22 protein-coding genes are annotated in these 18,502 nt (G+C 61.1%); 6 read left to right on the top strand and 16 right to left on the bottom strand.

The window, feature by feature from the left end; translation table 11 throughout:
- Positions 1-75: 75 nt before the first annotated feature.
- Positions 76-618 carry an LOG family protein gene (locus SM763_RS13580; protein ID WP_368998850.1) on the top strand — a complete coding sequence of 181 codons (543 nt, stop codon included), beginning with the start codon at positions 76-78 and terminating at the stop codon, positions 616-618.
- Between the two features lie 77 nt (positions 619-695).
- Here SM763_RS13580 and SM763_RS13575 read toward each other — a convergent pair whose 3' ends face one another.
- On the bottom strand, positions 696-1,151 hold the full coding sequence (locus tag SM763_RS13575; protein WP_368998849.1) for a host attachment family protein: 456 nt from the start codon (positions 1,149-1,151) through the stop codon (positions 696-698).
- A gap of 145 nt (positions 1,152-1,296) precedes the next feature.
- Complete coding sequence (locus SM763_RS13570; RefSeq protein WP_065270482.1) at positions 1,297-1,896, bottom strand: superoxide dismutase; 600 nt, start codon at positions 1,894-1,896, stop codon at positions 1,297-1,299.
- 118 nt (positions 1,897-2,014) lie between these two features.
- On the opposite strand from SM763_RS13570, the gene SM763_RS13565 reads away from it, so the two are divergent.
- Positions 2,015-2,800, top strand: coding sequence for an FkbM family methyltransferase (locus tag SM763_RS13565; RefSeq protein WP_368998848.1), 786 nt, complete (start codon positions 2,015-2,017; stop codon positions 2,798-2,800).
- Between the two features lie 18 nt (positions 2,801-2,818).
- Here the strand turns inward: SM763_RS13565 and SM763_RS13560 are convergent, their stop codons facing one another.
- The 5 genes from SM763_RS13560 to SM763_RS13540 all read right to left on the bottom strand — a co-directional run bounded on the left by SM763_RS13560 (position 2,819) and on the right by SM763_RS13540 (position 8,745).
- A complete protein-coding gene (locus SM763_RS13560) occupies positions 2,819-3,229 on the bottom strand; it encodes a hypothetical protein (RefSeq protein ID WP_368998847.1) in 411 nt (136 codons plus the stop codon).
- Positions 3,230-3,363: 134 nt separating this feature from the next.
- Complete coding sequence (locus tag SM763_RS13555) at positions 3,364-3,930, bottom strand: sarcosine oxidase subunit gamma (RefSeq protein WP_368998846.1); 567 nt, start codon at positions 3,928-3,930, stop codon at positions 3,364-3,366.
- Positions 3,923-6,952 carry a sarcosine oxidase subunit alpha family protein gene (locus SM763_RS13550; RefSeq protein ID WP_368998845.1) on the bottom strand — a complete coding sequence of 1,010 codons (3,030 nt, stop codon included), beginning with the start codon at positions 6,950-6,952 and terminating at the stop codon, positions 3,923-3,925. The genes SM763_RS13555 and SM763_RS13550 overlap by 8 nt, the downstream gene beginning before the upstream one ends.
- 100 nt (positions 6,953-7,052) lie before the next feature.
- Positions 7,053-7,394, bottom strand: coding sequence for a sarcosine oxidase subunit delta (locus SM763_RS13545; RefSeq protein WP_274829103.1), 342 nt, complete (start codon positions 7,392-7,394; stop codon positions 7,053-7,055).
- Positions 7,395-7,500: 106 nt separating this feature from the next.
- Positions 7,501-8,745: a sarcosine oxidase subunit beta family protein gene (locus tag SM763_RS13540; protein WP_368998844.1), complete on the bottom strand. Its 1,245-nt coding sequence runs from the start codon at positions 8,743-8,745 to the stop codon at positions 7,501-7,503.
- 246 nt (positions 8,746-8,991) lie between these two features.
- Here SM763_RS13540 and ccmI point away from each other — a divergent pair, with 246 nt between their 5' ends.
- From ccmI to SM763_RS13525, 3 genes are read left to right on the top strand one after another with little or no spacing between them, the layout of a single operon-like run.
- The gene (gene ccmI, locus SM763_RS13535) at positions 8,992-10,242 is read left to right on the top strand and encodes a c-type cytochrome biogenesis protein CcmI (protein ID WP_368998843.1); all 1,251 of its coding nucleotides are present in this window, start codon (positions 8,992-8,994) and stop codon (positions 10,240-10,242) included.
- A complete protein-coding gene (ruvX, locus tag SM763_RS13530) occupies positions 10,239-10,712 on the top strand; it encodes a Holliday junction resolvase RuvX (RefSeq protein WP_368998842.1) in 474 nt (157 codons plus the stop codon). The genes ccmI and ruvX overlap by 4 nt, the downstream gene beginning before the upstream one ends.
- A 4-nt stretch (positions 10,713-10,716) precedes the next feature.
- Positions 10,717-10,950, top strand: coding sequence for a DUF1289 domain-containing protein (locus SM763_RS13525; RefSeq protein WP_065273486.1), 234 nt, complete (start codon positions 10,717-10,719; stop codon positions 10,948-10,950).
- 68 nt (positions 10,951-11,018) lie between these two features.
- On the opposite strand, the gene dusA is transcribed toward SM763_RS13525, so the two are convergent.
- Positions 11,019-12,029 (bottom strand): tRNA dihydrouridine(20/20a) synthase DusA, encoded by a 1,011-nt coding sequence (gene dusA, locus SM763_RS13520; protein ID WP_368998841.1) that lies wholly within the window; start codon positions 12,027-12,029, stop codon positions 11,019-11,021.
- A 259-nt stretch (positions 12,030-12,288) separates the two neighbouring features.
- Between dusA and SM763_RS13515 the strand changes: the two genes are divergently transcribed.
- Positions 12,289-13,215 carry a site-specific integrase gene (locus SM763_RS13515; protein ID WP_368998840.1) on the top strand — a complete coding sequence of 309 codons (927 nt, stop codon included), beginning with the start codon at positions 12,289-12,291 and terminating at the stop codon, positions 13,213-13,215.
- Between the two features lie 33 nt (positions 13,216-13,248).
- Here SM763_RS13515 and SM763_RS13510 read toward each other — a convergent pair whose 3' ends face one another.
- The 8 genes from SM763_RS13510 to SM763_RS13475 all read right to left on the bottom strand — a co-directional run bounded on the left by SM763_RS13510 (position 13,249) and on the right by SM763_RS13475 (position 18,500).
- Complete coding sequence (locus tag SM763_RS13510) at positions 13,249-13,503, bottom strand: hypothetical protein (protein ID WP_368998839.1); 255 nt, start codon at positions 13,501-13,503, stop codon at positions 13,249-13,251.
- Positions 13,504-14,446: 943 nt separating this feature from the next.
- Complete coding sequence (locus tag SM763_RS13505) at positions 14,447-14,572, bottom strand: hypothetical protein (protein ID WP_368998838.1); 126 nt, start codon at positions 14,570-14,572, stop codon at positions 14,447-14,449.
- Between the two features lie 392 nt (positions 14,573-14,964).
- Positions 14,965-15,303 (bottom strand): hypothetical protein, encoded by a 339-nt coding sequence (locus tag SM763_RS13500; protein WP_274834434.1) that lies wholly within the window; start codon positions 15,301-15,303, stop codon positions 14,965-14,967.
- Positions 15,304-15,347: 44 nt separating this feature from the next.
- Positions 15,348-16,130, bottom strand: a complete 783-nt coding sequence (locus SM763_RS13495) for a glycoside hydrolase family 19 protein (RefSeq protein ID WP_368998837.1) — start codon at positions 16,128-16,130, stop codon at positions 15,348-15,350.
- A 73-nt stretch (positions 16,131-16,203) separates the two neighbouring features.
- Positions 16,204-16,518: a phage holin family protein gene (locus SM763_RS13490; protein ID WP_065270983.1), complete on the bottom strand. Its 315-nt coding sequence runs from the start codon at positions 16,516-16,518 to the stop codon at positions 16,204-16,206.
- The gene (locus tag SM763_RS13485) at positions 16,518-16,838 is read right to left on the bottom strand and encodes a hypothetical protein (RefSeq protein ID WP_368998836.1); all 321 of its coding nucleotides are present in this window, start codon (positions 16,836-16,838) and stop codon (positions 16,518-16,520) included. Before SM763_RS13485 ends, SM763_RS13490 begins: the two co-directional genes overlap by 1 nt.
- 3 nt (positions 16,839-16,841) lie before the next feature.
- The gene (locus SM763_RS13480; RefSeq protein ID WP_368998835.1) at positions 16,842-17,177 is read right to left on the bottom strand and encodes a hypothetical protein; all 336 of its coding nucleotides are present in this window, start codon (positions 17,175-17,177) and stop codon (positions 16,842-16,844) included.
- A gap of 12 nt (positions 17,178-17,189) precedes the next feature.
- Entirely contained in the window at positions 17,190-18,500 is a 1,311-nt protein-coding gene (locus tag SM763_RS13475; RefSeq protein WP_368998834.1) for a hypothetical protein, read from the bottom strand.
- Positions 18,501-18,502 lie beyond the last annotated feature (2 nt).

The following is an 18,502-nucleotide window of genomic DNA, read 5'->3' as shown; positions in this document are numbered from 1 at the left end:
AGCCTACCAATGGGGGTATCTGGGGTCAAAACAGCATACCTGTTTCGCTGCCAAACCCTGTCGAAAGGCTATCTCATGGGCATAAAATCCGTCTGTGTGTATTGCGGATCACGTTTTGGAGCAATGGCCAGCTATGCCGCAGCCGCCGAGACCCTTGGAAAAGGGCTCGCCGCACAAGGTCAGCGGCTCGTGTACGGAGCCGGAGACGTCGGCCTGATGGGCACCGTTGCTCGGGCGGCGCAGGCTGCAGGCGGGGAAACCTTTGGGGTGATCCCGGTGCATCTGGAGCGGCGCGAGGTCGGCAAATCGGATCTCACAACCTATGTGGTGACCGAAACCATGCATGAGCGTAAGAAGGTCATGCTCTATAACGCCGACGCGGTGGTGGTGCTGCCCGGCGGCCCGGGATCGCTGGACGAGTTGTTCGAAGTGCTGACCTGGCGCCAGCTGGGCCTGCACGACAAACCGATCATCGTGGTCAACACCGATGGCTACTGGGACAAGCTGCGCGACCTTCTGGAGCACGTGGTGGCGCAGGAATTTGCAGGAGCCGAGATGCAGGATTACCTGACCTGGGTCGACAGCGCCGAAGAAGCGCTAGCCAGACTGAACCCCTGACCCGGAGATACTCCGGTTCAGGCCTCCAGTTCAGCCTCCCTCCCGCTGCTAGCCCGCCGCCCCCGGACAGCAGGCGATCAGACGCTCGCCAGCGCGGATTTCACGGCCTCGGCAATCTCGGGCACTGGGTGATTGGTCAGATCCTTGGGCAGCTCTGCAACCAGCAGTTTGGCGGCATCCCCGCTCAACTCGGGGCGCAGCGCGCCAAGGCTGCGCGGCGGTGCAATCAAAACCAGCCCGGAGCAGGCCCCGGCGGCCACCCATTTGTTGACCAGCGATGCTACCCCGGCAGCGAAGTCATCTTCGGCCATCTGATGCCAGTCCGCAGGTTCAACCGCGCCGAGCGCAGCTCCTGCCGCCCCGCTAAGCCGACCGGGCGCCTCTGATCCTTGCGCTTCGTTCGACGGGTTGGCGATCTCATCGGCCCGCATCACGCGCAGATCCGCATCCACCGTATCGCTGACGTTCTCCAGAAACAGCGCCTTCTGGCCGTCGGCAACGATGATCCATAGTCCTTTGGGCAATTTAATCATACGTGTTCCCTTTCCTCCGTTCCGCTTCCTCTGTGCCGCCAGCCAACCGGAAAACATGGCAGGGAACCTTGACGCGTATCAAACTGCCACGAAAAAACCCGCGCCGGTCCGGCGCGGGTTTTCGTATCTCGTATCCTGTCGCGGATTACATGCGCGAAGCGACGTTTTCCCAGTTGACCAGGTTGTCCAGGAAGTTGGTCAGGTAGGCGGGACGCTTGTTGCGGAAATCGATGTAGTAGGAGTGTTCCCACACGTCACAACCCAGCAGCGCGGTCTGGCCAAAGCACAGCGGGTTCACGCCATTCTCGGTCTTGGTGACTTTCAGGGCGCCATCGGTGTCTTTCACCAGCCAAGCCCAGCCGGAGCCGAACTGACCCGCGCCTGCGGCGGAGAATTCTTCCTTGAACTTGTCGACGGAGCCGAAGCTTTCGACCAGTGCCTTTTCCAGCTCACCCGGCATCGCGGAAGCGCCCGGACCCATCATTTCCCAGAACTGGTTGTGGTTCCACAGCTGAGAGATGTTGTTGAAGATGCCGTTCTGGGCGACGGCGGATTTGTCGTAGGTGCCGACAATGATCTCTTCCAGCGTCTTGCCGTCCCACTCGGTTCCGGCGATCAGCTTGTTGCCGTTGTCGACATAGGCCTTGTGGTGCAGATCGTGGTGGTATTCCAGGGTTTCGGCGGACATGCCCTTGGAAGCCAGCGCATCATGTGCATAAGGAAGATCGGGAAGTTCAAAAGCCATATCGGACCCCTGTCAATTTTGTTGCGTTCCTATGCAGATACATGCGGCGCAGCATTCGGCAGGTCAAGGGCCTAGACAAGAAATCCGCGCCATCTGACTGCGACGTCTATGTGCGCAAATGGGAGAGACCACCATGATCGCCGAGGCCTGGATCCGCGCCCGCAAAGCGCTCTACCGCATGCGGGGCCACTATACGGGTCAGCTGAACGGTGTTCCCTTTCGGCTGGATCCCTACCATTCCAAGTTCTGGCGCAAGGCCGCGGCAGGCAAGTGGGAGCCGGAGACCTTTCAGGTGCTGGATGCCCATCTCGACAAGGATCACGACTATCTCGACATTGGTGCCTGGATCGGTCCCACCGTCCTATACGGAGCGCATAGGGCGCGGCGCGTGATGTGTTTTGAACCTGACCCGGTTGCCTTCCGCCATCTGGCCTGGAACCTGGAACTGAACCGCGTCGACAATGTCTCGGCCTTCTCAGTCGCCATCAGCAGCGGTTTTGGTCTTGCCCGTATGGCATCTTTTGGTGGTGAGGCCGGAGACAGCATGAGCAGCCTTCTGAACGATGGCGATCACGGATCCGACGTGATGACGATCGGCTGGCAGGATTTCGCAGCAAAGGCGGATCTGTCGCGCGTGTCGCTGGTCAAGCTCGATATTGAAGGCGCCGAATTCGACGTTCTACCGCAGATGATCCCCTGGCTGAAAGAGCAGCGCCCGGCCCTCTACCTTTCGACCCACGCGCCTTTCCTGCCGGAAGAGACCCGCAAGGCGCGGATGGCAGAGCTGGCCGATCTTCTGTCCTTTTACGGCGAATGCCACCCTGACAATGGGGCGCAGGCCGGGTTTGAGGCTCTCACCACCACCCGCGCCCTGACGCAGTTCCCCACGTTTCTGTTCAAGTGAAGCGTCCTGCGGGGCAGATTATTTGACCCGTTTACACGCGCCGGTGCCGCGGTGGCTTCCGTCTCCGCCATGAACGCGCGCGCTGATCGTTGCCCTGGACCGCGCTGCATCAAGCCGCACGGTGTAGGTCGCAGTGGCCGTTCTATTCCCCCGAACAGGCAAGCCCGTCAGGGTCCATTTCATGAGGTATTTCCGCTCCTTCACCACGCTGAATGTCACAGGCAACGGGGCCTTATTGACGTGGTGAATATAAGCATCATAGGCCATCGCGGTTCCGGCGGCGTCATCCACAACATAGGCGGCCTTATCCGGGATCCAGCCATAACTTGTATGCGCGGTATAATCGCATTCATATACAACGGGCGCGCCTGCGGCGGCCAATGGCAGCGCGCAAAGCGACAGAGCCGCTGCTATAGTCACTTTAAACATGTCCAATCCTTGCTTTAAAATTCAGCACCTCAAGACAGTAGAACAAACACCTGATCAAAAACAAAAAACGCGCCCCGAGGGTTCGGGGCACGTTATTGAATGGATCGATCTCGCACAACCCAGAAGGGCCGATGTCAGTAGACGCCAACCTTCGATTGCGGGTGCGCTGCCGCCTTCAGCAGGTTGAAGACATACCCCGCGACCGAGCGGAAACAGACGATGTGGAAGGTCTCCTCTTCATCCAGCCAGAAGGCCGCAGCCACCTGCGCCATGCGGGTGCGGCGGAAATCGCCGGGGGCGAAGGCTGCCGCATCGAAATCAACCGGACAGACCTTGCCCAGAACCTCGCGCGCACCTGCGCCCGAGAGGTGGAAAAAGGCCCGCGCATCAGAGACATTCACCGCCAGAGCGTGCTCGCCCGACAGAGCTTCTGCCAGCGCCACGGTCTTGGCTTCGGCGTCGGCATATGGCAGCAGCAACAGCAACTCATCCGGGGACATCCAGGCCACGGCGCCGCTCTCGGTGGTGGTGATCCGGCGGGGTTCCGGCACATCTGCGCCGGTGGCCACCTTCACCGCCTGTTGCAGGGTCTTGGAGGACAAATCGCCGCGCAGGGTGATCATCCCCTGCAGACCGGCCTCTTCCAGCGTGGCTATTCCGGCGTAGCTGGCGCCGCCCAGGGCGCTCACAGGATTAGACATTCTGCTTTTCCCCTTCCTTGTCGTAGAAGACCGGATCGACGATCCGCGCCTTGAAGATGGTGCCATCGGTGCCGGGGAAGTCGAGAACCTCTCCCATGCGGTCGGGGCCGTGTTTCACCAGTCCCATCGCGATCCCCTTGCCAAGTGTCGGAGAGTAGTAGGTCGAGGTGACCCGGCCGATGGTGTTTTTCTGGCCGTTGGCATTGACGCCATTGCCGACCGCATAGGCGCCGTCCGGCAGCACCGACCCGTCGGTTGTCTCAAGCCCCACCAGTTTCCAGCGTTCCGGATCCGCCATATGGCTGCGCAGCTGCGCGCGCTTGCCAATGAAGTCTTCCTTCTTCTTGGAAATCGCCCAGTTGAGACCCAGATCCTGCGGAATGACCGTACCGTCGGTTTCATCCCCGATCATGATAAAGCCCTTCTCCGCGCGCAGCACGTGCAGGCATTCGGTGCCATAGGGCATCACCCCGAATTCCTGTCCCGCCGCCATCAGCGCGTCCCAGAAGGCCTGACCGTCAGAGGCAGCAACAGCGATCTCGTAGGACAATTCGCCCGAGAAGGAGATCCGGTAGACCCGGCATTTGAAGCCGCCGATCTCTCCGTCCTGCCATTCCATGAAGGGCAGCGCTTCCTTGGAGACATCCAGTCCGCCACCGGCCTCGCCGTTCAGCTTTTCCAACACCTTGCGCGCCTTGGGACCGACCACCGCGATCTGAGCGTATTGCTCGGTCACATTGGCAACATAGACTTTCCAGTCCCACCATTCAGTCTGCAGCCATTCTTCCATATGGGCATGGATGCGGTCGGCGCCGCCGGTGGTGGTGTGGCACAGCCAAGTGTCCTCGTCGATGCGGGCAACCACGCCGTCATCCGACAGGAAGCCGTTCTCGGAGCACATCAGACCATAGCGACATTTGCCGACTTTCAGGGTCGACATCATGTTGGTGTACATCATGTCGAGGAACCGTCCGGCGTCGGGGCCTTTGACGATCAGCTTACCCAGGGTCGAGGCATCCAACATCCCGACGTTCTCACGGGTGTTGGTGATCTCGCGGTTGACCGCCTCCTTCACGCTTTCGCCGCTGCGCACATAGGCGTAGGGGCGGCGCCAGTAGCCCACCGGTTCCCAGTCGGCGCCATTGCCATCGTGCCAGTCGTACATCGGCGTCTTGCGCAGGGGCTGGAAGATCTCGCCGCGCGCCTCACCGCCGATCGCGCCCATGGAAATGGGGTGATAGGGCGGGCGGAAGGTGGTGGTGCCCACCTGCGGGATTTCCGACCCGAGGCTATCAGCAAGGACCGCCAGACCGTTGATGTTGCTGAGTTTCCCCTGATCCGTCGCCATGCCGAGCGTGGTGTAACGCTTGGTGTGCTCGACGCTTTCGTAGCCTTCGCGCGCCGCCAGTTGCACGTCGGAAACCTTGACGTCGTTCTGGAAGTCGAGCCAGGCCTTCATGCGCAGGTTGATTTCCGCGCGGGCGGGCATCAGCCAGACCGGCTGCATCGGCGCCTCTTCCTGCGCTGCGCCCTTGGCGGCAGTGGCATCGGCTTTGAACCCGGCCGCAGCGGCGGCCTTGGCCCCGGCCTCGGCACCATCGGCCAGAACCGCATCCAGTGTCAGCGGGCCGCTGGCGGCACCAGCGGTCACCACGAAACCTGCACCATCTGCGCCGAGCGGCGGACGGGAGGGATCGGGACGGAAATGCGCCTGCGCATCATTCCAGAGCAGCTTGCCGCCGCAGTGGGACCACAGGTGCACCACCGGAGACCAGCCGCCGGACATGGCGACCGCATCGGCTTCGACCTCTTCCTGGGCGCCGCCCTGACCGTTCTGGGCGCAGATCGCGACCTTGGTCACATGCTTGCCGTCCTTGACCTTGGCGATGCCGCGGCCGCATTCGACACGGATACCAAGCGCGCGGACCTCATCCATCAGGGCGCCGCCACCGGCTTCGCGGGTGTCGAGCACCCGTACCACCTCGACGCCTGCACCATGGAGCGCCAGCGCGGTACGATAGGCATCGTCGTTGTTGGTCGCTACCACCACGCGCTGCCCCGGGGTCGCGCCCCAGTTCACCACATAGTCGCGCATCGCTGCGGCCAGCATCACGCCGGGCACATCGTTGCCAGCAAAGGACAGCGGCCGTTCAATGGCGCCGGTTGCGGTGACGATCTGTTTTGCTCGGATCCGCCACAGGCGGTGGCGCGGACCACCCTGCCCCGGTGTGTGATCGGTCAGCCGCTCGTATCCCAGAGCATAGCCGTGATCATAGACGCCCGATCCCATGCAGCGGTTGCGCAGGGTGACGTTCTCCATCGCGGTGAGTTCCGCCAGCGCCTGTTCCACCCAGGCTTCGGGATCGTCGCCATCGATGGTCCCACCATCGACCGGCGCCCGACCGCCCCAATGGGCGTTCTGTTCCATCGCCAGCACCTTGGCGCCCGAACGAGCCGCCGTCAGCGCCGCCTGAAGGCCGGCAACACCGCCGCCAACCACCAGAACATCGGCAAAGAAATAGAAGTGTTCGTAGGTGTCCGCATCCTTCAGTTCGCGGTCCGGCGCCTGGCCCAGACCTGCGGATTTGCGGATGATCGGCTCATAGACGTGTTTCCAGAAGGGTTTGGGGTGGATGAACGTCTTGTAATAGAAACCAGCAGGCAGGAAACGCGCCAGCTTGTTGTTCACCACGCCCACGTCGAACTCAAGGCCAGGCCAGTGGTTCTGCGACTGGGCGCTGAGGCCCGAGAACAGCTCGGTCGTGGTGGCGCGCTGGTTCGGTTCGAACCGCGCACCGGAGCCGAGGCCAACCAGCGCGTTGGGCTCTTCCGCGCCCGAGGCAACCAGCCCGCGCGGGCGGTGGTATTTGAAGGACCGGCCCACCAGCAGCTGATCATTGGCCAGCAGCGCCGAGGCCAGCGTATCCCCGGCATAGCCTGTCATCCGCGTGCCGTTAAAGGTGAACTCGATGGGTTTGGAGCGGTCGATCAACCGGCCCTGATTGGCAAGACGCGTGCTCATGCTGCGAACCTTTCACGATAAAAGGCGGTGGTATTCGGTGTGTGTTCCACGAAACGGGCCATGCCCGGCTGCGGTCGGTCTGTGCGACGAAGTGCGTCTGTCATGACTTGGCATCCGAAAACTCGCGCCAGCTCCAGCCGGGGCGTTTGGCGGTGATCGCGTCGCGGATTTCCTGCGGCGGCTCGGTGGTTTGCGCCGAATAGGTGCCAAAAACCTCAAGCGTCATGGTGCAGCGGGCCGCGTGGAACCACTTGCCGCAGCCATTGACGTGCCGCCAGCGTTCGAAATGCACGCCTTTGGGATTTTCCCGCATGAACAGATAGTCATGGAACTCATCATCCGAGGAGCCGGGACCAAAGCGCGTCAGATGCGCCTCACCGCCACCGTGCAGTTCGGTTTCTTCGGCTTTGACGCCGCAATAGGGGCATTCAAGGATCAGCATGGGCCATGCTCCGGTTTGGTCTGGTCTACTGCCCCCGAACCGAGGGCGGGGATCGGGCACGATGCGACGCAGGGCGTCACATTGGATGAACGAAGGGAAGCAACCATCAGTGCGCCACCCCTGCCGCGACGCTCTCGTCGATGAATTTGCCTTCCTTGAAGCGCATCATGGAAAATTCCTCGGCCAGCGGCGAATGGCCGGTTGCCATCAGCTCGGCCATGGCCCAGCCAGATCCCGGGATGGCCTTGAAGCCGCCGGTGCCCCAGCCTGCGTTGACGAAACAGTTCTGTACCGGCGTTTTCGAGATGATGGGCGAGCGGTCGCCGGTGACATCCACGATACCGCCCCACTGGCGCAGCATCTTCAGGCGCGACACCATCGGGAAGGTTTCGTTCAGCGCACGCACGGTTTCCTCGATATGGTGGAAGGACCCGCGCTGGGTGTAGTTGTTGTAGCCATCCGTACCGCCACCAATCACCATCTCGCCCTTGTCGGACTGGCTCATGTAACCGTGTACGGTGTTGGCCATGACGACCACATCCATGCAGGGTTTGATTGGCTCAGACACAAGCGCCTGCAGCGCCACGCTTTCGACCGGCAGGCGGAAGCCCGCCATCTGGGACAGGTGCGAACAGTTGCCTGCAACTACCATGGCCAGCTTATCGCAATCGATCGCGCCCTTGCTGGTGTCGACACCGATGACCCGACCACCTTCAGTGCGCACGCCGGTGACTTCACATTGCTGGATGATGTCCATGCCCATGGCCGAACACGCCCGGGCATAGCCCCAGGCCACCGCATCGTGGCGCGCGGTGCCGCCGCGCTCCTGCCACAGGCCACCCAGCACAGGGTAACGCGGCCCTTCAAGGTTGATGATCGGCACCAGTTCCTTGACGCGCGCGGGTTCGATCCACTCGGTCGACACGCCCTGCAGCGCGTTGGCATGGGCCGTGCGCTTGTAGCCGCGCACCTCATGCTCGGTCTGGGCCAGCATGATGACGCCGCGCGGAGAGAACATCACGTTATAGTTCAGATCCTGGCTCATATCCTCGTATACGGAACGCGCCTTTTCATAGATCGCCGCCGACGGATCCTGCAGGTAGTTCGAGCGGATGATGGTGGTATTGCGCCCGGTGTTGCCGCCGCCCAGCCAGCCCTTTTCCAGCACCGCCACATTGGTGATGCCGAAATTCTTGCCAAGGTAATAGGCCGTGGCAAGGCCGTGCCCGCCCGCGCCGACGATGATCACATCATAGTGGCGTTTGGGCTCGGGGGCGCGCCAGGCGCGTTCCCATCCGGTGTGGTAGCGCAGGGCCTCCCGCGCGACTGCAAAGGCTGAATAGCGTTTCATGAGCGAATCCGATGATGCGTGTCTGTTCTTGGGTATGCCCGAGGGGCGGTTCCGGGCCGTGCCGTTTATCGTCGCATTTGTGCATAGTTGCGACATCACCTTTCTACCACGTCTGCGACCTTGCCGCACGGGGTCTGCCCAGCCCGCGGGCCGCCCCACTTACCGGGCACGACAGGGTGACGCAGCAGTTAGGTCTTTTTTCCGCGCCTGCGGAGATATAGATGGGGATCAAACATCGGAGTAAGCATGGTTTTCTGGATCCTCATCGCATTCATGGCCCTGGCCATCGCCGGATTGATGGCATTGGTTCTGTTGCGCAGCCGCGCAACGGGAGAGCCGCCTGCGGCCTATGACCTGCGCGTCTATCGCCAGCAATTGCGCGACGTGGACAAGGATCTGGCGCGTGGCGTGATCAACGAAGCCGACGCCGGCCGTATCCGCACCGAGGTCTCCCGCCGCATTCTGGCCGCCGATGCGCAGCTGCAGGAACAGACCGAAGGCGCGCGGCAACCCCGGATGGCGACCCGCGCGGTGGCGGCGGTCATCGTTCTGGGGATCTGTGGCGGAACACTGGGGATATACGCGACCCTGGGCGCACCAGGCTATGGTGACCTCAGCCTCAAGAGCCGCATCGCCATGGCGCAGGAGCGCGCCGACAGCCGCCCCAGCCAGGGCGAAGCTGAAGCCCAGGTGCCGCCTTTCCCGGCGCCCGAAGTCGAAGACAGCTACCGTCAGCTCGTCGATCAACTGCGCCAGACCGTGGCCAAGCGTGAAGACGACGCTCAGGGTCAGGCCCTGCTGGTACAGCACGAGGCGAACCTCGGCAATTTCATCGCGGCCTATCAGGCCAAGGAAAAGTATATCGACATCATGTCCGGCGATGTGGAAGCCGCCGATTTCGGCGAGCTGGCCGAGCTGATGATCATGGCAGCCGGTGGCTATGTCTCTCCCGAAGCGGAAAAGGCGCTGAGCCAGACGCTGCGGCTGGACCCGGAAAACGGACCGGCACGCTATTACTACGGGTTGATGCTGGGACAGGTGGGACGGCCTGACCTCTCCTACCAGATCTGGGCGGAAACCCTGCGCAAGGGCAATGCCGATGATCCCTGGGTCCGCGGCATTCAAAGCCAGATCGAAGAGATGGCCGTGCGTGCCGGGGTCGATTATCAGCCGATCCAGCCCAAAGGCGCGCCGACCCCGCCCTTTGCTGGCGCCATGCCCGGCCCCGATGCGGCGGACGTGGAGAACGCCGCCGAGATGAGCGAAGCCGACCGGGCCGAGATGATCCGCGGCATGGTGGCTCGCCTGTCGGACAGGCTCGCGACCGAAGGTGGCACGGTCCAGGAATGGTCCCGTCTGATCGGGGCGCTGGGAGTGCTTGGCGATCTGGATCAGGCCCGCGTCATCTATGACGAAGCCCGCCAGACCTTTGCCGGGGACGCCGCCGCGCTTGACATGATCAACGACGCCGCCCGTCAGGCAGGGGTGGCAGAATGATCCTTGATACCTTCGAAGAGTTCGCCGCCGCCCTGCCCTCCTATACCGCTCTGGTCGGGCTGGATCTGGGCGAGAAAACCATCGGGGTTGCCGTCTCGGACCGGATCGGCGCGGTGGCCACGCCGCTGGAGACCATCCGGCGCAAGAAGTTCACCCTCGACAGCGCGCGCCTGCTAGAGATCATCAAGGAACGCGAGGTAGGCGGCATCCTGCTCGGCCTGCCGCGCAATATGGATGGCAGCGAAGGACCACGCTGCCAATCCACCCGCGCCTTTGCCCGCAACCTGACGCGACTGACGGAACTGCCGATCGGCTTCTGGGACGAAAGGCTGAGCACAGTTGCCGCCGAAAAAGCCCTGCTGGAGGCGGATACGTCCCGCAAACGCCGCTCCGAGGTGATCGACCATGTCGCCGCCTCCTATATCCTGCAGGGAGCGCTGGATCGGATGAGGCATTTGGGCAATGGATGACGGCATGAGCGACAAGGTCTGGAAACGCGACGAAATTCAGTCGCCTTGCATCAAGATCTGTGTGGTTCACCCCGCAGAGCGGATCTGTACCGGCTGCTACCGCTCGATTGACGAAATTACCCAGTGGTCTCGGATGAGCAATGATGAACGCGCTGCGGTGATGGAAGAACTGCCGGGGCGTGCCGCCGGGCTGACCAAACGCCGTGGCGGGCGCGCTGCCCGGCTGGAGCGCAAATAACGCCGCCCGCGTACAGCGGACAGTCAGCACAGGATTGATGGTTCACCGGCCTCCGGCTGACGGATACCTCAGGCGGCAGAGCGCTCTGCCACCTGTGACAGCGCTTCCAACACCAAATCAGGACCGGCCCCCGGACGGTTCGCGCCCTCGGAGAGGATCCGCCGCCATGCACGCGCGCCGGGTTTACCGGCAAAAAGACCCAGCATATGTCGGGTAATCTGATGCAGCCGCGCGCCATCGCTCAACTGCCGCTCGATATAGGGCAGCATCTCATGCACCACGGCGGATGCGTCGCGCGGCTCGCCGGTGCCATAGATCACCGGGTCGGCAGCCGACAGAATATCGGCGGGCTGGTGATAGGCCGCGCGTCCGACCATGACGCCATCAAGACCCCGGACCAGATGTTCCCGCGCCGCGTCCAGGGAGGCAATGCCACCGTTCAGTGATATATGCAGATCGGGAAACGCCGCCTTCATCTGATGCACCAGATCGTAATCCAGCGGCGGGATATCCCTGTTTTCCTTGGGTGACAGCCCTTGCAGCCAGGCCTTGCGCGCGTGGATCGTCACGCGTCGGCAACCCGCAGCGCGAATTTTCTCCAGAAACACCGGCAGGATGTCCTGCGGTTCCTGCTCATCAACGCCGATGCGGCATTTCACGGTGACATCGACCTGCACCTTACCGCGCATGGCCGCCACGCACTCCGCCACCAGATCCGGCGTCTGCATCAGAACCGCCCCGAAGGCACCGGATTGCACCCTATCGCTGGGACAACCGCAATTGAGGTTCACCTCATCATAGCCCGCCTCTTCGCCAAGCCGCGCGGCCTCGGCCAGTTCCTGCGGCTCGGACCCGCCCAGCTGCAGCGCCACCGGGTGCTCCTCGGGATTGAAGGCCAGCAGATGCAAGGCCCCACCCCGCACCAGCGCAGGTGCGGTGACCATTTCTGTGTATAGGAGTGTCTCACGGCTCAACAGGCGATGCAGGTAACGACAGTGCCTGTAGGTCCAATCCATCATAGGTGCAACGGATAGGCGAGAAGCCCTGCAAATATTTGATTTTTCTACACTATCGATCAAATCATCACCTATTTTGGCGCGGCGTTTCTTGCCGTTTTTTGCTTGTTTTGGCCCGTTTTTTGCTGTTTGAACAACACATGTTGTTCAGATTGACCAAAAATGTTGTTCAGATATGGCCCAGATACGAGAACGAAAACGCAAAGACGGATCTGTCGCCTATGTCGCACAGATCAACATAAGACGAAATGGCAAATGGGCACACCGCGAATCCCGAACATTTGACAAGCGGGCATCCGCAGCGGCCTGGTGTAAAAAACGGATGAAAGAGATCGACGCCGCAGGCGAGGATCTATCATTGATCAAGAGCAAGGACAGAACATTAAGCGCCGCCATCGATCGCTACATCACCGAAAGCGTCAAAGAGATTGGACGAACCAAGGCGCAAGTTCTGCGATCGATCCGCGAGTATGATATTGCGGACATGCCCTGCAACGAGATCCGAAGTCACGACATAGTTCAGTTTGCAAAAGACCTCGGCGCCACCCGCACCCCCGCGACCGTAGGGAACTACATGTCACACCTTAGCGCAGTCTTTGCCCTGGCAAGACCCGCATGGGGCATCCCCCTGGATCAGCAGGCCATGAAAGACGCCTTTGTTGTCTGCAATAGGCTAGGCATCACTGGAAAAGCGCGCAAGCGCGACCGGCGCCCCACGCTGGCCGAGTTGGATGCGCTCTTATCTCTATTTGAGAAAAAGCACACTCACCGGCCTAGCACCCTCCCCATGCACAAGATCGTGGCCTTTGCCCTATTCTCTACACGCCGCCAGGAAGAGATCACTCGGATCACATGGAAGGGCCTGGACGCGGAACACAGCCGGGTTTTCATCACGGACATGAAGCACCCTGGCGACAAGATCGGCAACGATGTTTGGTGCGACCTGCCGGAACCAGCTCTCAGAATCGCGCGTTCTATGCCGCGCAAAGAGGCCAGGATATTCCCTTTCCACCCTGACACCATCAGCGCCGCCTTTACGCGCGCCTGCAAAGTTCTGGAGATAGAAGACCTGCGCTTTCACGATCTGCGGCATGAAGGTGTCACGCGGCTTTTCGAAACCGGGCTTTCGATTCCACAGGCCGCAGCCGTATCCGGTCATCGATCATGGGCTTCGCTGCAGCGGTACACCCACATCAAACAGACCGGGGATAAATATCTGGGATGGGAATGGCTCAAAAGGCTGGACTGAAAATGAATCGTCCCGCCTAGCGCTTCAGGAAACCTACCGGCGCGGCCGTGTACTGTGGCCGAGATCACGCGCGGACCGCTCCGGAGCAGCAGGCAGCTGTTCCGGGGCATCGACACCATGACCGACCAGCCATTCCCGGATCGCTCCCCAGCGATCTTGATTGCCTGGAGGATTGCGGAAGCCATCTAAGGTTTCCAGCTTAGCCTTCAGATCATGCGGAATTGTGTGCGGCCAGTCTGCCATGCGCAGGCGCTCTCTATCTAGATTTTCGGTATCGACCAGGCTCACACCAAAACAGCGTCTTGGTTCCCGGCTGCTGTGAGAACAATTTAGCCGCGATCCGACAGTTTTCCGCGTTGTATTCCTGGCCGTCACTTGCGTCAAAAGTGGCTACATGAATTCGAAAAGTTGGGTTCACCACGGAGGATCGATAAAGAGTGTACACACCCGTGTCTTGGGCGAATGCAACGCCTCCAGTCGCCAAATAGGCTAAGGCCCAAAGGTATCGTTTCAAATCTCTCTCTTATTTGGTTTCTGAATATGGGCCGCGTTCGATCGCCTGCCGCATTGCCTCAATACCACCCGGCGAGCGCCTTAGCATTTCCGCCCTTGCCCTTGCCTGGAGAAGCATCAGGGTCTGCCTCTTGGCTGCAGTGTCGAAACACTGCAGCCTCTCCACAGCATCGTCAGTGATCTTGCCACACGCACAGATCTCAACGACCAACTCACTTTCAGATCGAAAAGCATCACAATCAAGTTCCATTTCGGCAGTCACTGAAGATCCAAATACCACTGCCCCCCGATAGCCAGCAGCTTGATTTTCAACATTTTCGTCTCCTCATCTGGACATTTCCTCGGGCACCCAAGTGTGAGCGACAAGAGCTTCGCAGACGGCAACGTACAAGTCAGCCAAGTTGTGAGGACCAACAAGAATTCTATCCTTACCTCGGATAATCACGTTGGACTGGTCCACAGAAATAGCCCCGCTCTCGTGCTCGGAACCGGATAGTCGGCTCTTTTCTTTGGGCTTATAGTCAAACCCATGCTCAGCGGCATCCCGGCTATCAACCAATGGCTTAATCGCTTTTTGAAAGCTCTTGCGATGCTCCCGGGGCATCATAATTCTGGAGCCACCAGCTTTATCTAGTATCCGGTAGGCCCGGTTAGCAGAGAATATAAACGAGAATGCCAACGAACTAGAAAGATGCAGTTGGGAAATCCTGTCGACGCTTCATTCCCGGACTGCAACAACCTCTTCTGAAACAAGCTCTTGTAGCAACTCGAAGTTCTTCCGCGCTATAGTCAGTTGCAAATTGAAGTTCTTATTTGCCCTTTCGGTCAATTCCTGATCGGTCAATGCGCAGCCTCCTAAGAAATTTCAACGGGTGATGTCACACCGTCTGGCTTCAATTCCGCCCAATTGTCATCTTGGCCCTTTACCCGCACGAATGCCAGCTCCTCCATGCCCCGCCCCTTTCGGGCGGTTGTTTCGTTTTATAGGCGTAGAGCGCAGAGCGCCGATGCAGTAGCCACCTACTCCGGGCATGCCCCCAGCGGGTGCTGGCGGGTCTGGGCATCAATACTTGATGGATTTGGGAGAGTTGAGCTACGGCCCGATTGGAAAAATACACGCCAATGGACCAAACCAACATAGGGGGCCGCGCTCACGAGGCGCCATCAAGACCCGATGACGCCGCGAAAGGGCGGTGGAAACCCCGCTATTTCGCGGGGCCCTTTTTCATGACCAGGCTACTTTACGCCGAGTTCCTTCAGCTTACCAACCACGAGGCGGCGCAAGACGGCCTCACTGGGCCGCAGCCGCGCGATTGCATCGGGCACCGACTCGCGGGCATAGGTGACGGCCTGCTCAACTAGCACATCCTTTCCGGCGCCGGGGCCGTCCTCGATCGCGGCGCGGGCGCCGCTCATAAGGGCGCTGTGCAGTGCCTCGCGGTGGCGAGCCTCAATTTCAATTCCGAAGCGTTGCTTGGCCACCTGGGCAGCACCGCCGATCAGAACGGTCAGGAGCAAGCTCAGGCCACTGATCAGCGCGGGCTGAAGCTGTTGCAGAATGTCATTCCAGTTCATGGGTGTGTCCTCTGTTTTGGAGTGGGAAGGAAGCGGCTGGCGGATTAGTCCGCCAGCCAGGGCAAGAACTGCGCAAGGAAGGCGCGGATCCCGGTGGTTTCGATTTTGGGTTTGGGTTTCGGAGGCGCGATGGGCGGTAGGGCCAGCAGGGCCGCGTGCAGCGCCGCATGGGACTTCGGGCCGGGCAGACCATCCACCACAAGACCGGCGGCGCGCTGGAAGGTGCGCAGATCCTCTGCGCCATAACCCAGCAGCACCAGCTGCGCGCGCAGGGTCCAGCGCTTGCGCTCGGACAGGTGATTGTAGCCGCCATTGATGCGCCGCGTTACGGCCCGGATATCGCCCCGGTCGGCCAGCCGGTTCAGACCACGCTCGGACCAGTACCAGAGCGGCCCTAGCCCTTCCCATGGATCCAGGTTCACGGCATCCGGATCCGCCTCAAAATCCGGCGCGGTGGGATCGAGGCGGCGCACCCAGGCAGTGAAGGCGCGGTAATTGGCCCGCCCGGTAATCTGCATGCCGGTGCGGCCCCGGAACCTGTAGCCATCACCATCCCGTTCCTGCGTGTTGCCGAGATCTGTGCGGGTGTCATAGCCCGCCTGCGCCGGGGTCGGGCCCCAGATTTCCCGGTCATAGCGGAAGGCGCCACATTCCAGCAGCACCTGCCCCAGCAGGTAGGCCAGCCGGTGCGGTTGGTTCAGGCCCAGATCGTATCCATAGCGGTTCAGCGCCAACAGGAAGGACTGCGCATTGCGCGCCTGGTTGCTGCCCGGCACGATCGGGCCGGTGATCTTCTGCAGGGTTTCAAAGGTGAGAATGTCAGGCATGGAAAGCCTCCAATGCAAAAGCCCCGCGCAAGGGCTTCCTTGGCGGGGCGGTTTCAGGGTTCGGGGGATCAGCTCAGGGTTTGGCGCGGGTCAGCCATTTTGCCAGCAGTACCTCAGCGCCACGCGGGCCGATGTAAGCCGCAAGGGCGACGATGCCGGTGCTGACCGTAGCGCTGGCGCCAAGGTAGCTGGCGATCGCTTCCCCGATGATGGCCATGCCGAAGGCCACCGGGATTTCCCAGAGAAGCTCCGGGCCGAAGAAGCGCCGCTGCCCTTTGCGCACCTCGCCGGAATGCCACATCAGGCGCCCCAAGGAAGCGCCCACCAGCGTTGTTGCCGCGCCGCCGATCAGATTGGACAGCCAGTCCACCAGGCCGGTTTCATCCATCAGAAGTCCCCCGCCAGCGCGGCAGCGCCTGCAGGAACGACAGGCCAGTTTGCATCATCAGTGAGATCCGCGCCGGACGCCGCCAAAGCAGGCCATGCGGCGCGCATCTGCATGATCCAGTCCAACCCCGCCACATAGGCGGTGCGCTGTTCAGGGGTAAGCTGATCCGCAGCAGCGGCAGCGGCCAGATTGATCTGAGCGGTCTCATTGACGACAGCGAGGATCCGACGTCGGCACTCGGCCTTTGCCTCGCCCATGGACAGCGCCAGATCCTGCTCGGTCACCTCGGCAGCTGTGATTATCTTGAGGGTGAAGGTCATGGCTCAGGCCTCCTGAGGTTCTGGCTGCGGTGCAGGCTTGCGGGTGATGGGATCGGGCACCTCCCCTTCGGTGACGGCCAGGACGGGCGCAGCAGCGGGCTGGTGAACCTCGGCGGTGGCCGCGTCATAGAACCAGAGCAGGGACAGGTGCAGCTCGCCGCCGATACGGGCGATCTGGCCAAAGAAGGGATGCTCACCATCCGGTTCGGCAAAGCCGCCTTCGGGCACGGCGGAGAGGTCATAGGCGACGCCATCCACGGTGATCGTGTCACCGCTGACGCTGGCACTTGTTTCATGCTGACCGGGCAGACCGGCTATGCAGTTGAAAGAAATTTTCATGTGAGTGCTCCTTTAGAACCAAGGGCCAATGGCTGTGATGCGGTATGTGACGTTGGTGGGCGTGTTGGTAGTTCCCATCCTCCGCACAAACGCTGCTGTGGCGGCAGGGCTATCTGCGGTGAACCAAGCGCTCGTATCGTCGCTATGCCCAGGCAGCACCTGCACCTTCGAAGCATCCGAAAATGCGGCAGGAAAACTCACAGACACACCGGGGGTGCGATATAGCGCCCCAGACACAATGTTTTGCGCATCCGTTGATGTCTTCTCACACCAACAAATTTGCGTCCCATCAGCAAAGCGCACGTACTCCCCATTGGCGTTGCTGCCGCGCTCGATCACGGCACCGGTTGGGACGCCGACGGACTGGGAGACGGTTCCGACCAGGTTCTTGTTGCTGAACAACGTAATCCAGTCACCGTCGGGTGCGCCGGCAATGTAGTTGCGCACCGCAATCCCATTGGTTGTGAACATGAGAATTGAAGATCTGTCAGAGGCGGAACGAAACGCCACCAACCCAGGACGATACGCACCATTGTCAGGGGGGCCGTCTATCACACCTCCGCCGCCACCAGCGATGAACTCACAAAACTGCGGGGCAGTGGAGAAATCATTAATCACCTCCCCCAGACCGCCCAACCCGAACGCCCCGACTTTGAGCAATGCCCCCGAGGTCCGATCAAACCCATTAGCCTGTACGTTGGCGCTGGTCACAACCTCTGCCCACGCAGACCACGCGGAGCCATCATTGGCGCGGATACGCTCGAACGTGCGCACGTTGCCAGGGGTTCCCGTTGAGGCATAACCGTAAATGGCCCGCTGCAATACGGCGGCATCACTATAGATCCTCTGGGAAGTTAACCACGCAAATGGCCCAGGGTTTTCAGACGGCCATGTGCCGGGGTTGCTTGTTGAGACAAGCCCGAATTCGCCCGCCGTAGCCTCATCAATATTGTATGCGTCACCCGCTGACCGATAGAATCCAAAGCGGCTCAGTGCAGCAGCAGCGGCCCCATCCATCCGCACCAATTTGCCGTCACCATCGGTATCTGACGCTGAGCTTTGCACCGCCGCCCCGCCGAGGCTGTCGGCCTCCAGCGCGGTAAACTTCCCTGCCGCAGGGGTTTCCAGCCCCACGGTGGTGGCGTTCAGCGCACCGCCAATGATGGTGCTGCCCGTCTTCAAAAAATCGATCAGCGCGATCAGCTCCGCCCTGTGGGTGGTTGCAAAGTGCTGGAACAGCGCAGACATCTTGGTGTCAAAATCCGCCTCCGCCGCTGATCGCTGCGGGATCGGCGGAAAGTCGGAGAACTCCGGATAGCTCATGG

This window comes from Pseudophaeobacter sp. C1-32P7, from assembly GCF_041008775.1.
GTDB lineage: Bacteria > Pseudomonadota > Alphaproteobacteria > Rhodobacterales > Rhodobacteraceae > Phycobacter > Phycobacter gallaeciensis_A.
This window is presented reverse-complemented; position numbering and strand designations above follow the sequence as displayed.